This is a genomic window from Eikenella exigua, from assembly GCF_008805035.1.
Classification (GTDB): Bacteria; Pseudomonadota; Gammaproteobacteria; order Burkholderiales; family Neisseriaceae; genus Eikenella; species Eikenella exigua.
The window spans coordinates 93,062-106,452 of sequence record NZ_CP038018.1; the positions used below are offsets into that span (position 1 = coordinate 93,062).

Here is a 13,391-nt window from a genome sequence, read left to right on the forward strand (position 1 = left end):
GCGCGAGGCCAAATGCCGCCAATTATACGGCAATCTGTTTTGCTTTTCAGGTAGCCTGAGCAGTTATTTCTATCTGAATGAGTCTACCTGAAACTGTAGCTAAAACTCGATTCCGGCCAGCCACAGGCTCACGGCGAAGCCGATAAAGAGCAGGCCGGTGGCGGCGGTGCAGGCGGTGGTAACGCGGCGGTGGCGGCGGAACAGGTTGGCGAGGCGGTGTCCGGCGAAAACGAGCAGGGTGAGGTAGCTGAAGCTGACGGTTTGCATAACCAGTGCCAGCAGCAGGAAGGAGAGGGCGGGGTGCGGATAGGCGGGATCGACGAACTGAACGAAAAACGACAGCAAAAACAGAATGGCTTTGGGGTTGGTGAGGCTGAGCAGTAGGGCGCGTTTGAAGATGTGCCCGGCGGGCGGGGTGGGCGGCAAACCGGCTGCCAAAACGGGCGCTGGGGCAAACCATTTGCGCAATGCGCCACGCAAAAGGCCGAAGCCGATGTAGGCCAGATACAGGCCGCCGGCGAGCTTCATGGCGTGAAATAGGGCGGGATAGAGCTTGAGCACGGTGCCGGCGCCGAGTACAGTAAGCAGGATTAGCACTAAATCGCCCAGCAGCACGCCGAATACGGCGCGGTAGGCTTTGCGTGCGCCGTGTTGTGCGGCTACGGAGAGGCAAAACATGCTGTTCGGGCCGGGCATGATGATGAGGATGATGGTGCCGATTAGGTAGGAGAGGGGATTGATGATGCCGAACATGGTTTTCAGGTAGCCTTTTATGGAGGCGGCTATTTTAATGAGGCAGGCGGGGTGAAGGCTACCTGAAAACTATCACGCCGATTTATTCCGCCGTTTGCCTGTTACCCCGCAGGCGGCTAAACTGCCCGCCAATTTGCACACCCTTAATTAAAGAGAACGCCATGTTTTTCATCCTCTCGCCCGCTAAAAACCTAAACGAAACCTCCGCCGCGCCCACCAAGGAACACAGCCAGCCTGCGCTGCTTGAGCAGTCTGCCATTCTGATGGAGCAACTGCGCGAGTTGGCGCCGCAGGATTTGTCGGCGTTAATGGGCGTGTCGGACAAAATCGCTCGTCTTAATACCGAGCGCAATGCGGCCTGGCGGCCGCCGTTTAGCCTGCGAAATGCCAAGCAGGCGGTGTATTTGTTTAACGGCGATGTGTATGAAGGCCTCGATGCCGAGAGCCTCACCCTGCCGCAAATCGATTGGCTGCAAGGCCATGCCGGCCTGCTCTCCGGGCTCTATGGCCTGTTGCGCCCCTTAGATTTAATCCAGCCCTACCGTTTGGAAATGGGCACCAAGCTGGCCAACCCGCGCGGTAAGGATTTATACGCCTTCTGGGGCGGCCTGATTACCGAATTGCTGGCCGAACGCATGGCCGAGGCGCAAACCGATGTGTTGGTGAACCTGGCTTCGCAGGAATATTTCAAAGCCGTGCAACCGGCCAAACTCGGCGGCCGCCTGATTGCCCCCGTGTTCCAAGACGAGAAAAACGGCCGCTACAAAATCATTAGTTTCTACGCCAAACGCACCCGCGGCCTGATGTTGCGCTATGCTGCCGAACGCGCCATCACTGAGCCGGAGCAGCTGCTGGATTTCAACAGCGAGGGCTACGCCTTCTGTGCGGCGGCTTCTTCGGAAAATGAATGGGTGTTCCGGCGCGGCGAGTAGTGATGCGCGGTAGGCCGTGATTGGGAGGTGAAGGCTACCTGAAACTCGGGAAGTGCAGCTGAGGGCGGCATCTTCGTTTTGATCTGGTGTTTTCAGGTAGCCTGTAAGTGTTTTTGCAGAGTCCCCTGGCCAAATGTGGTTTTTATGTTACGTTTTGCTGCAGCGGCAACGCGGGGCTTGCTTGGCACGTGAGGCCAGGTATCAAGCGGCTTTCAGGGCAACGGGTTTGGTGCTGGTTGAGGAATGTGTCAATTAAAAAAGGCAGCTAATTTGGCTGATTTGGCTGCCAGGGAAAATTATGGGTTTTGCAGCGGGCGATCAGGGTTTATAATCCGCCCAAAATTGAGTTGCGGTGCTGGTGCGCCGCTGTGCGTAACAACGTATAGCTAAAATCATTTTTCGTTGCTGTTCAATAATTTATGGCAGAAAAGGTTTTGGCTATACGCCTTTTTGAAAGGAACCGAAATGAGTTCTTTCGATGGTAGTTCTGCTGCGGCGGTGGCCGTGGCGTCCGCACCGGCTTCTTCCGGCAGCACCAAAGTGCGTCGTCATTTAAAGTCGCGCCATCTTTCGATGATCGCCATCGGCGGCAGTATCGGCACCGGCCTGTTTATGGCCAGCGGCAGCGCCATCCACATGGCAGGCCCAGGCGGCGCATTGGTGGCTTATGCCGCCATCGGCCTGATGGTGTATTTCCTGATGACTTCATTGGGCGAAATGGCCACTTATCTGCCGGTGTCCGGCTCGTTTTCCACTTATGCCGCCAAGTTTGTCGATCCCTCGCTGGGTTATGCCCTAGGCTGGAATTATTGGTTTAGTTGGGTCATCACAGTGGCAGTAGACATTTCCATTGCCGCGCTGGTAATCACGTATTGGGAGCCGATGCGCTTTATGCCGCCTTGGGGCTGGAGCCTGCTGTTTTTCGGGCTGATTGTGCTGTTGAATATGTTGTCGGTAGAAGCTTTCGGCGAATCGGAATATTGGTTTTCGCTGGTTAAGGTGGTTACGGTTGTCGTATTTCTCGGCGTGGGCATGCTGACGATTTTCGGTATTCTTGGCGGCGACTATGTGGGTCTGGCTAACTTTACCGTGGGCGACGCGCCGTTTTTAGGTGACGGTTTTTCAGGTAGCTTCTTAACCATGCTGGGCGTGTTCCTGATCGCCGGTTTCTCTTTCCAAGGGACGGAGCTGATTGGCATCACCGCCGGTGAATCAGAAAACCCGAAAGAGAGCATCCCGAAAGCCGTGAAACAGGTGTTTTGGCGCATCCTGATTTTCTATATCTTGTCGATTTTTGTGATCGGCCTGCTGATTCCATACACCAGCCCGGAGCTGTTGGGCGCGGAAAACGTGTCTGAGATTGCCAAATCACCGTTTACGCTGGTGTTTGAGCGCGCTGGCTTAGCCATGGCGGCAGCGGTGATGAACGCGGTGATCCTCACGTCCATCCTCTCCGCCGGCAATTCCGGCATGTATGCCTCGGTGCGCATGTTGTATGCCATGGGCAAAAGCGGTATGGCGTACAAGAGCTTCCGCAAGGTAAACCGCTTCGGCGTACCGGTACGTTCGGTGCTGGCCACGGCAGCGGTGGTGCTGCTGCTGTTTTTAATCGAAATTTTCAACGACCACGCCTATGAATATATTCTGGCCGCTTCAAGCTTAACCGGCTTCATCTCTTGGCTGGGCATCGCCATCAGCCACTACCGCTTCCGCCGCGCCTATATCGCCCAGGGTTTTGATTTGAAAGACTTGAATTACCGCGCCAAATGGTTTCCCTTCGGCCCGCTGATCGCGCTGGTGTTGTGTGTGTTGGTGATTCTGGGTCAGGACACCGAGCTGGTGATGAGCGGCGAAATCGATTGGCAACGGATTGTGGTGACCTATATGGGCCTGCCCATATTCTTCGGTTTCTACCTCTACCACAAACTACGCTACCGCACCCGGGTGATTCCGCTTGAGAAAGTGGATTTGGGCGACGAGGAAGAGGACGAAGACGAATAAGCCCCATCATATAAAAGGCTACCTGAAAACCGTGTTTCAAGTTTTCAGGTAGCCTTTTGTGGTTGTGTTATATTGCTTTTTATTTTTACGGTTCAGGTAGCCTTATGTCATCGCCATCCACTCCCACCATCGCCGCCATCGCCACTGCCGCCGGGCAGGGCGGGGTGGGCGTTATCCGGCTTTCTGGCAAGCAGCTGCTGCCGCTGGCGCAGCAAATCAGCGGCGGCAAAACCCCGCAGCCGCGCCGTGCGCTCCTCACCGATTTTGTTGATGCCGCCGGCGAAACCATCGATAACGGCCTTCTGCTCTATTTCCCCGCTCCCGCCAGCTTCACCGGCGAAGACGTGATCGAGCTGCACGGCCACGGCGGGCGCGTGGTGTTGCAGATGCTGCTGCAACGCTGCTTCGATCTGGGCGCGCAGCCGGCCGAGCCGGGCGAATTCACCAAGCGCGCCTTCTTAAACGGCAAGCTCGATTTGGCGCAGGCCGAAAGCGTGGCCGACCTTATCGATGCCGCCAGTCAATCCGCCGCCCGCCTGGCAGTGCGTTCGCTCAAAGGCGCGTTTTCCCAGCAGATTTACGAGCTGGTGGACGAGCTTATCACCCTGCGCATGCTGGTGGAAGCCATGCTGGATTTCCCCGAAGAAGACATCGATTTCCTGGCCGAAGCCAAGGTGGATGAGCGCCTTGCCGCCTTGCAAAAGCGTCTTGCCCGAGTGCTCGCCCAGGCCGAGCAGGGTGCGATTTTGCGCGAAGGCATGAACGTGGTGCTGGTGGGCGCGCCCAACGTGGGCAAATCCAGCCTGCTCAACGCCTTGGCAGGCGACGACATCGCCATCGTAACCGACATCGCCGGCACCACCCGCGATACCGTGCGCGAGCAGATTACGCTCGAAGGTATCCCCGTACACATCATCGACACCGCCGGGCTGCGCGATACTACCGACCCGGTAGAGCAAATCGGCATTGAGCGCAGCCGCCAGGCCGTGCAGCAGGCCGATGTGGCCTTGATTCTCATCGACCCGAACGAAGGGCTGAACGAGGCTACCTGTAAAATCCTCGCCCAGCTGCCGCCCGGGCTCAAACGCATTGAAATCCGCAATAAAATCGACCTCAGCGGCGAAGCGGCGGAAAGCCGCGGGCAAAGCGGCCAACCCAGCGGCGCCGACACCCTGATCAAACTTTCCGCCAAAAACGGTGCCGGGCTAGATTTGCTCAAACAGGCGCTGCTGCGGCAAATCGGCTGGCAGGGCGAAAGCGAAAGCCTGTTTCTCGCCCGCAGCCGCCACCTGCGCGCGCTGGAAGCCGCCCAATCCGAGCTCGAACTTGCCGCCCTGTGTGGTCGCCACCAGCTCGAACTCTTCGCCGAACACCTGCGCCTGGCACAAAACACCTGCAATACCATCACCGGCGAATTCAACGCCGACGATCTCCTGGGCGTGATTTTCAGCCGCTTCTGTATCGGCAAATAGAGCGGTTGGAAGGCGAATAAACCGTACGTGCGGGCTTGTTTCCCGAATGCTGTAATGAAAAGGCTACCTGAAACGGGATTTGAATGTTTCAGGTAGCCTGCCGTTTGGTTTTTGGCTACACTTGCCGCCTTCGGGACAAAGATTCCGACCAGTCAGGGCAGGCCGTGGACATTGCGACCCGGCGTTGCCCGTCGGCGACATTGCGCCGCCGCAAACTCTTATTGAAGGAACACTCCTATGACCACCCTCTCCCCGGTGGCTTTGCGCCGTCAATCCGAGCCTAAGCCGCATCCCACTGCGCAGTATTGGAAAAAATGCGATGTTGAAGCCTTGTTCGGGCTGCCCTTTCTCGACCTCGTATTCCGTGCCGCCGAAATCCACCGCCAAAATTTCAATCCGCGCGAAATCCAGCTTTCCACCCTGCTTTCCATCAAAACCGGCGGCTGCCCGGAAGACTGCGCCTACTGCCCGCAATCGGCGCACCACAACACCAATCTGGGCAAAGAGCAGATGATGGATGTGGGCGAAATTGTGGAAAAAGCCAAAATCGCCAAATCGCGCGGTGCCAGCCGTTTCTGCATGGGTGCGGCATGGCGCGGGCCGAAGCCGAAAGATGTGGCGGTGGTGTCCGAAATCATCAAAGCCGTGAAGGGTTTGGGCATGGAGACCTGCGGCACGTTCGGTATGCTGGAAGACGGCATGGCGGAAGACTTCAAAAAAGCCGGCCTGGACTACTACAACCACAACCTCGACACCGACCCCGAGCGCTACAACGACATCATCCACACCCGCAAACACGAAGACCGCATGGACACCTTGGGCAAGGTGCGCAACGCCGGCCTGAAAATCTGCTGTGGTGGCATTGTGGGCATGAACGAAACCCGCGCCGAGCGCGCCGGGCTGATTGCCAGCCTCGCCAACCTCGACCCGCAGCCGGAAAGCGTGCCGATTAACCAGCTGGTGAAAGTGGAAGGCACGCCGCTGGCCGATGCCGAAGATTTGGATTGGACGGAATTCGTTCGCACCATTGCCGTGGCGCGGATTACCATGCCGCACAGTTTCGTTCGCCTTTCTGCCGGGCGCAGCAATATGCCTGAATCCATGCAGGCGATGTGTTTTATGGCAGGCGCGAACTCGATTTTTTACGGCGACAAGCTCTTAACCACGGAAAACCTCGATGAAGACGGCGACCGCCTGCTGATGGCCAAGCTGGATTTGGTGCCGCTGTCATACCATGCCGAAACCGGTGAGGCGGTGGAAAGGCTACCTGAAAACCACCACGCAGCCGGTGGTTGCGGCGGGGGACATTGCGGCTGTGCGCATTGAGTGTAAGCTTTCAGGTAGCCTGAAGTGGGAAACAAGAAAACAGCATGATTTTATGTCATGCTGTTTTTATGTGTGGGGGAGAGGCTACCTGAAAAAATATTTGCTACCGTTGGCTGCCAACCGATAGCGGCCTTATTCGTCTTCCTCTGCATGCCTTGCCAAGTGCCGCAGCGCCGCCGCCAGCTCTGGGTGGTGCGCCAAATCATCCGCTGCCGCTAAGCATTGTTCGGCAGCGGTGCGGCTCAGTTTGGCCTGTTTTTCTTTTGGACGCTCCTGCTCCGGCGGGCTGATTTTTACCTGCACTTCGCGCACCTCCGGGCACACCGCTCGCCAAGCCGGCAGCAGTCCCGCCGCGAGCATCCGCAGCCGTGCCGCTGCCATATTGTTGCTTGCATACCAAACCAAAACCCCTTCGCGCACCCGTACCGCCCGGCAATGCTGTTGCAGCTTGGCCGGTAGCCGTGCTTCCAGTGCTTGGGCGGCATGCCGCCAGCTCTCGGCCCGTACGATTAAATCGTGTAGCAGCGATTCGCCACGGCTGAGGTTGTCGTGGCTGTGCAGGCTGTGGCGGCCGGGGTTGAGGCGGTTGAGGTCGGACATAATTAAAGGCTACCTGAAAGTGTGGTTGGGCAAAATCAAAGCAGGCAGGCTGTACCTCAAAACATTATCGTTGATAGTGCGGGAAGAGGCTACCTGAAAACAGGCAAACTGCCGCTGCAAGCAAAAAAGCCTGCCCGATGCGCTTGAAATCCTGCCAGGGCGAGCCATATTCCTAAGCGCGAACAGGTTTGATTATGCTAGAATTACCCGTTATTTTACTATCGCAGTGGATTAGATTTGAACCGGAATAAGCCGGCGGGCAGTGCTGCCGCGGTTTGAATCGAGCACACAGGGCAACAGCAATACCGCATAAGGGATTAAATATTTTATGATTACTTCATTGGCCAAGAAAGTGTTCGGCAGCCGCAACGACAGGCTTCTGAAACAATACCGCAAATCCGTGGTACGCATCAACGGCATGGAAAAAGATATCCAGCAGCTCGACGATGCGGCGCTGCAAGCCAAAACCGCAGAATTCAAACAACGGCTCGCCCAAGGCGAAAGCTTGGATGATATTTTGGAAGAAGCCTTTGCGGTGTGCCGCGAAGCCTCTCGTCGTACGCTGGGCATGCGCCATTTTGATGTGCAGCTCATCGGCGGCATGGTGTTGCACCAAGGCAAAATTGCCGAAATGCGCACTGGCGAGGGTAAAACCCTGGTGGCCACTTTGGCCGTGTATCTGAACGCGCTTGCCGGCAAAGGCGTGCACGTGGTAACGGTAAACGACTACCTTGCCTCCCGCGATGCCGATATCATGGGCCCGCTCTACAATTTCCTGGGCATGAAAGTGGGCGTGATTGTGGCCAATATGGATCAGGCCTCCAAGCACGAAGCCTATAACGCCGACATCACCTACGGCACCAACAACGAGTTCGGCTTCGACTACCTGCGCGACAATATGGTGCACCAGCTGAGCGACAAAGTGCAGCGCGAGCTGAACTTCGCCGTGGTGGACGAAGTGGACTCCATTCTGATCGACGAAGCCCGTACTCCGCTCATCATCTCCGGCCAGGCCGACGACAACACTGATTTGTATTTGGTGATGAATAAAGTGCCCGCCCAACTGGTGCGCCAGAAAGAAGAAGAGGGTGAGGGCGATTATTGGGTGGATGAGAAAAATCGCACCGTATTGCTCAGCGAGGCTGGCCACGAACATGCCGAGCAAATCCTCACCAAAATGGGCCTGCTGCAAGAAGGCGATTCGCTCTATTCCACCGCCAACATTGCCCTGATGCACCACCTGATGGCTGCTCTGCGCGCCCACAGTCTGTTTAACTTGGACGAGCATTATGTGGTGCAAGACGGCGAAATCGTGATTGTGGACGAATTCACCGGCCGCTTGATGACCGGCCGCCGCTGGTCGGAAGGCCTGCATCAGGCCGTGGAAGCCAAAGAAGGTGTGGAAATCCGCCAAGAAAACCAAACTTTGGCTTCTATTACCTTCCAAAACTACTTCCGCCTCTACAGCAAACTCTCCGGCATGACCGGTACCGCCGACACCGAAGCCTACGAGTTCCAAAGCATCTACGGCTTGGAAACCGTGATCATCCCGACCAACCGGCCGATGATCCGCAAAGACTTCAACGACCAAGTGTTCCGTACTGCCGAAGAGAAATTCGAAGCCGTGGTGGCCGATATTAAAGAGCGCCATGCCAAAGGCCAGCCTATACTGGTGGGCACCACCAGCATTGAAAACTCCGAGCTGGTGTCTAACATGCTCTCCCGCGCCGGCTTGGCACACAACGTTTTGAACGCCAAAGAGCACGCCCGCGAAGCCGATATCGTGGCGCAGGCAGGCAAAACCGGCATGATTACCGTGGCCACCAATATGGCCGGCCGCGGCACCGACATCGTGCTCGGCGGCAACGTGAAACACCTCAGCCACATCATCCGTAACAATCCGGATTTGAGCGAAGAGGAAAAAGCCGCCCGCATCAAAGAACTGGAAGATGGCTGGCAGGAGGAGCACGATCGTGTGATCGCTGCCGGTGGCCTGCATATTGTCGGCACCGAGCGCCACGAAAGCCGCCGTATCGACAACCAGTTGCGCGGCCGTTCCGGCCGTCAGGGCGATATCGGCTCCAGCCGCTTCTATCTCTCGTTTGAAGACCCGCTGCTGCGCCTCTTCGCACTCGACCGCCACGCTGCCTTGCTCGATAAACTGGCGCCGGAACGTGGTGTGCCGATTGAAGCCAATTTGCTTACCCGTCAGATTGAAAGCGCCCAACGCAAAGTGGAAGGCCGCAACTTCGACATGCGTAAACAAGTGCTGGAATACGACGACGTGGCCAACGACCAGCGCAAGGTTATCTACAGCCGCCGCAACGAAGTGCTGGAAACCGAAGACAACTCTGCCATGATGACCGAGATGCGCCAAGAAGCGCTCGATAACTTGGTTGATTTGTATATGCCCGCCGACAGCATCGAAGAGCAGTGGGATTTGGTGGCGCTGGAGAAGCAGCTGTTTGCCGACTTCCACATTCATGCTCCGGTGGCCGAGTGGCTCAAGCAAGACCCCACCCTCGACAACCAAGACGTGAAAGAGCGTGCTTGGAAACTGGCGCAAGACGACTATGCCGCTAAAACCGAAATGGTCGGTGCCGGGTTGATGCGTCAGTTTGAGCGCAATATCTTCCTGCAAGTGATGGACAGCCAGTGGCGCGAACATCTTTCTGCTATGGACTATCTGCGCCAAGGCATCCACCTGCGCGGCTATGCTCAGAAGAATCCGAAGCAGGAATACAAAATGGAATCCTTCGAGATGTTCCAAAACTTGTGGCAGAGCATTCGCGGCGAAACCGCCAAGCTTCTGTCGCAAGTTCGCTTCGAGATGAACGAGCCGGTGGCCGAGGAAAGTGCGCCCGCGCAAATAGCTTATCAAGAAACGCATGCGCCGGCACCGGACATCACTTACCTGGCTGCCAATGGCAACGCCGCCGAAGCCGCTGATTTTGCCGAAGACGACTTCAGCCCCGAAGCCCTGGCTGCCCGCGGCCAAATGGTACACCGCAACGACCCCTGCCCCTGCGGCAGCGGCCTGCGCTACAAACAGTGCCACGGCAAATTGAGCTAAACAGCCCGTTTAAATTGGGTATCAAAGGCTACCTGAAAACCGGATACAGGGTTTCAGGTAGCCTTTTGTTTGGAGTGGTAGGATTTATAGTGGGTTAAAAAGTGTGGAACAAGGCGGGCGGGGTGGATGTGCAAGCAGTTCGGCTAGATGAGCCAATGCAGTAGCGCAGTCTTGTTATCATTCTCTATGTTTTTTGAGGAAGATGTTTTCAGGTAGCCTTCTTGGTTGAACAGGCTACCTAAAAGCTATTGAGCGTGATGGATTGGCATTACCTGTTACTGAGCGGTCTCAGGTAGCCTGTGATGGCGGATGTATCGGCAGGTGGTAAACTTTATTGGTATTCTTAAAGAATGCAGTGTTCCCTAGACTTGTTGCACTGTCTTTACTGTCGGAGACTTGCTGCCCGGTTTCATTTCTTCGCAGGTGCGAAGAAACAGCTTGCTGCTGTAATGTTGAAGACTGTCAGAAAAGAGCTATTTTTCAGGTAGCCTTCACAAGCGCAGCGGCCAATAAAAAGGCTACCTGAAATTTCAGGTAGCCTTTGATTAAGCCTGAAGGATTAGTTCTGGCCTTCTTCCGGACGCATATGCGGGAACAGGATAACGTCGCGGATGCTCGGGGCGTTGGTCAGCAACATTACCAAGCGGTCGATACCGATACCGCAGCCACCAGTGGGCGGCAGGCCGTATTCCATGGCGCGGATGTAGTCGGCGTCGTAGTTCATGGCTTCGTCGTCGCCGGCTTCTTTCTGAGCCACTTGTGATCTGAAGCGATCAGCCTGGTCTTCCGGGTCGTTCAGCTCTGAGTAGCCGTTGGCCAGCTCGCGGCCTACTGCAAACAGTTCGAAACGTTCGGTGAGCTTCGGATTGGTATCGGAAGCACGAGCCAAGGGAGACACTTCAACCGGATAGTCGATGATGAAGGTGGGGTTCCACAGCTTGCCTTCGGCGCAGCCTTCAAACAAGGCCAGCTGCAGGCTGCCGATGCCTGGGGCGGCAGGCAGGTCTTCGCCGTGTTTCACCACTTCTTTTTTCAGCCATTCTTCATCGTTCAGCTGCTCGTCGGTGTAGTGCGGATTGTATTTTTTGATCGCGTCCACGATGGTGAGGCGGTCAAAGCGTTTTTCCAGATCCACTTCTTTGCCGTTGTAAGGAACGTGCAGGCTGCCGCAAACGGCGTTGGCGCAAGCGCGGATCACGCCTTCTGTCATGTCCATCATGCGGTGGTAGTCGGAGAATGCCTCGTAGAACTCCATCATGGTGAACTCGGGGTTGTGGCGGGCAGACACGCCTTCGTTACGGAAGTTACGGTTGATTTCAAACACGCGTTCGAAACCGCCTACCACCAAACGTTTCAGATAGAGCTCGGGAGCAATTCGCATAAACAGCGGGATGTCCAGCGCGTTGTGGTGGGTAACGAACGGACGGGCTGCTGCACCACCGGCAATCGGGTGCATCATCGGGGTTTCCACTTCAAGATACTGTTCGCCAGTCATGAAGTTGCGAATGGTTTGGATGATGCGGCCGCGTTTTTTGAAGACTTCGCGCGATTCGGCGTTTACGATCAAATCGGCATACCGCTGGCGGTAGCGGGTTTCCTGGTCTTTCAGGCCGTGCACTTTATCAGGCAGGGGGCGCAGGGCTTTGGCCAACAGGCGGATTTGGCTTACGCGTACGGTCAGCTCGCCGTGGTTGGTTTTAAACAGCACGCCTTCTGCGCCGAGGATATCGCCCAAGTCCCAGTGCTTGAACTCTTCGTGAATCTTCTCACCAACACCTTGGTCATTTACGTAGAGCTGGATTTGACTGGAAACGTCTTGCAGGGTGGCGAAACTGGCCTTACCCATATCGCGTTGCAGCATCATGCGGCCGGCTACCTTGACGGTTACGTTCTTTTCTTCCAACTCTTCCTTAGACAGTTCGCCGTATTGGCTCTGCAGGTCACCAGCAAAAGCATTGCGGCGGAAGTCGTTCGGGAATGCTACGCCATGCTTGCGGATTTCTGCCAATTTCTCGCGACGAACTGCCATGACCTGACTTTCGTCTAATTGGGGGGTGTCGGTATGTTGAGATTCATTCATGATATCCATCCATATATTAATGAGAAGCAGCGGTCTCGGGCAGACGGCCTGTCTCTGTGGTTGAAGAACTTCATTTCTGAAGATGCCGTTGCATCAATCGCCCTTACCGTGAGGTTGACGAGGATCAATGTTTGTACATTCATTTGCGGCAAACCTCGCAGCTTTACGCAAAGGCATGGCTGTAAAGTAAAGGAAAGGCGAGGTGTATGTCAAGCGGGTAAATCAAAATTTTTTCAAGTGTTAATGCTTGAGGTGTGGCAATAATGAAAACAATCTGTCTGCAGAACAACTAGATTATTGCGGCGCGAAAGGATTTATGCGGCCATGTCGGCAGCGCGGGCGATGGCCAAGCCTTTTGTTGGCTGAGGTAGCGCGGGTTATCGGGGCATTCGTGTCCAGGGTTCGTTGGCGGTCAGGGGTTGTGTGACAATAATGGTCACGCAGTCGTGGGCGTAGTCGCCGCGGCGAAATCTACAGTTACGTCGTTGTCGATAAGGTGCGCTTCGCCGAAAGGGGGGGCGGATGATACGGATGATGTAATACAGCAGAGTGCTGGCGTGGGCAAACAGGATTTCTCTGTTGGACAGCATGAAATTGAATAATTCGTGATGGCGGATTTGGGCGGTGAATGTGGCCACTTCGGTAAATAGTCTGCCCATCGGCAGTTTGTGCTCAAAACGGCTGTGCAGTTGCTCCAGTTAATATAAAGCAGAAAACACGTTCGGAGTCAGTGCTGCCGATGGGGCGGTAGTATTTGCCTTCTTTAGGTTGGAAACCACCAAGGTGGCCGTTGTGGGCAAACAGCCAGTATTTGCCCAATATTTCGCGGATGAAGGGGTGGGTGTTGGCCAGGCCGACGCTGCCTTGGGTAGCCTTGCGGATGTGGGCGATGACGTTGGTGGATTTGATTTGGTAGGTTTTTACCACAAACTCGGCCATCGGCGAGTTGGCGCAGGGCTTATCGTCGTGTCGATCGGTAGGCCTGCCGCACAAGCGGAATTCTTCAAAGGAGAAAACGATGTCGATTGGGGTGTTGCAGTTCATGCCCCCCCAAGCTGTACATGATGAGTTCCTCGAGATTAGTTGGTGAAACTGGCAGGCGTTATGCCGCTATGGTTATTTTAACAACGGCCTTGAGGCTACCTGAAACCTGT

General features: G+C 55.7%; 10 protein-coding genes. 5 read left to right on the forward strand and 5 right to left on the reverse strand.

Annotation, left to right across the window (positions count from 1 at the left end):
- Positions 1-99: 99 nt before the first annotated feature.
- Positions 100-753 (reverse strand): leucine efflux protein LeuE, encoded by a 654-nt coding sequence (leuE, locus tag EZJ17_RS00490; protein WP_067442052.1) that lies wholly within the window; start codon positions 751-753, stop codon positions 100-102.
- A 161-nt stretch (positions 754-914) separates the two neighbouring features.
- Here leuE and yaaA point away from each other — a divergent pair, with 161 nt between their 5' ends.
- The 4 genes from yaaA to bioB all read left to right on the forward strand — a co-directional run bounded on the left by yaaA (position 915) and on the right by bioB (position 6,484).
- Complete coding sequence (gene yaaA, locus EZJ17_RS00495) at positions 915-1,685, forward strand: peroxide stress protein YaaA (protein WP_067442055.1); 771 nt, start codon at positions 915-917, stop codon at positions 1,683-1,685.
- A gap of 573 nt (positions 1,686-2,258) precedes the next feature.
- Positions 2,259-3,686 carry an amino acid permease gene (locus EZJ17_RS00500; protein ID WP_067443965.1) on the forward strand — a complete coding sequence of 476 codons (1,428 nt, stop codon included), beginning with the start codon at positions 2,259-2,261 and terminating at the stop codon, positions 3,684-3,686.
- A 104-nt stretch (positions 3,687-3,790) separates the two neighbouring features.
- Positions 3,791-5,158 carry a tRNA uridine-5-carboxymethylaminomethyl(34) synthesis GTPase MnmE gene (gene mnmE, locus EZJ17_RS00505; RefSeq protein WP_067444099.1) on the forward strand — a complete coding sequence of 456 codons (1,368 nt, stop codon included), beginning with the start codon at positions 3,791-3,793 and terminating at the stop codon, positions 5,156-5,158.
- A 237-nt stretch (positions 5,159-5,395) separates the two neighbouring features.
- Positions 5,396-6,484 carry a biotin synthase BioB gene (bioB, locus tag EZJ17_RS00510; protein WP_082888176.1) on the forward strand — a complete coding sequence of 363 codons (1,089 nt, stop codon included), beginning with the start codon at positions 5,396-5,398 and terminating at the stop codon, positions 6,482-6,484.
- 132 nt (positions 6,485-6,616) lie between these two features.
- Here bioB and EZJ17_RS00515 read toward each other — a convergent pair whose 3' ends face one another.
- On the reverse strand, positions 6,617-7,084 hold the full coding sequence (locus EZJ17_RS00515) for a DciA family protein (RefSeq protein ID WP_067442680.1): 468 nt from the start codon (positions 7,082-7,084) through the stop codon (positions 6,617-6,619).
- 328 nt (positions 7,085-7,412) lie between these two features.
- Between EZJ17_RS00515 and secA the strand changes: the two genes are divergently transcribed.
- Positions 7,413-10,157 carry a preprotein translocase subunit SecA gene (gene secA, locus EZJ17_RS00520; protein ID WP_067442682.1) on the forward strand — a complete coding sequence of 915 codons (2,745 nt, stop codon included), beginning with the start codon at positions 7,413-7,415 and terminating at the stop codon, positions 10,155-10,157.
- 559 nt (positions 10,158-10,716) lie between these two features.
- On the opposite strand, the gene lysS is transcribed toward secA, so the two are convergent.
- From lysS to EZJ17_RS10485, 3 genes are all read right to left on the reverse strand, one after another.
- Positions 10,717-12,237 carry a lysine--tRNA ligase gene (gene lysS / locus EZJ17_RS00525; RefSeq protein ID WP_067442685.1) on the reverse strand — a complete coding sequence of 507 codons (1,521 nt, stop codon included), beginning with the start codon at positions 12,235-12,237 and terminating at the stop codon, positions 10,717-10,719.
- 377 nt (positions 12,238-12,614) lie between these two features.
- The gene (locus EZJ17_RS10480) at positions 12,615-12,896 is read right to left on the reverse strand and encodes a class II glutamine amidotransferase (RefSeq protein ID WP_240746209.1); all 282 of its coding nucleotides are present in this window, start codon (positions 12,894-12,896) and stop codon (positions 12,615-12,617) included.
- Between the two features lie 13 nt (positions 12,897-12,909).
- Complete coding sequence (locus EZJ17_RS10485; RefSeq protein WP_067442689.1) at positions 12,910-13,281, reverse strand: class II glutamine amidotransferase; 372 nt, start codon at positions 13,279-13,281, stop codon at positions 12,910-12,912.
- Positions 13,282-13,391 lie beyond the last annotated feature (110 nt).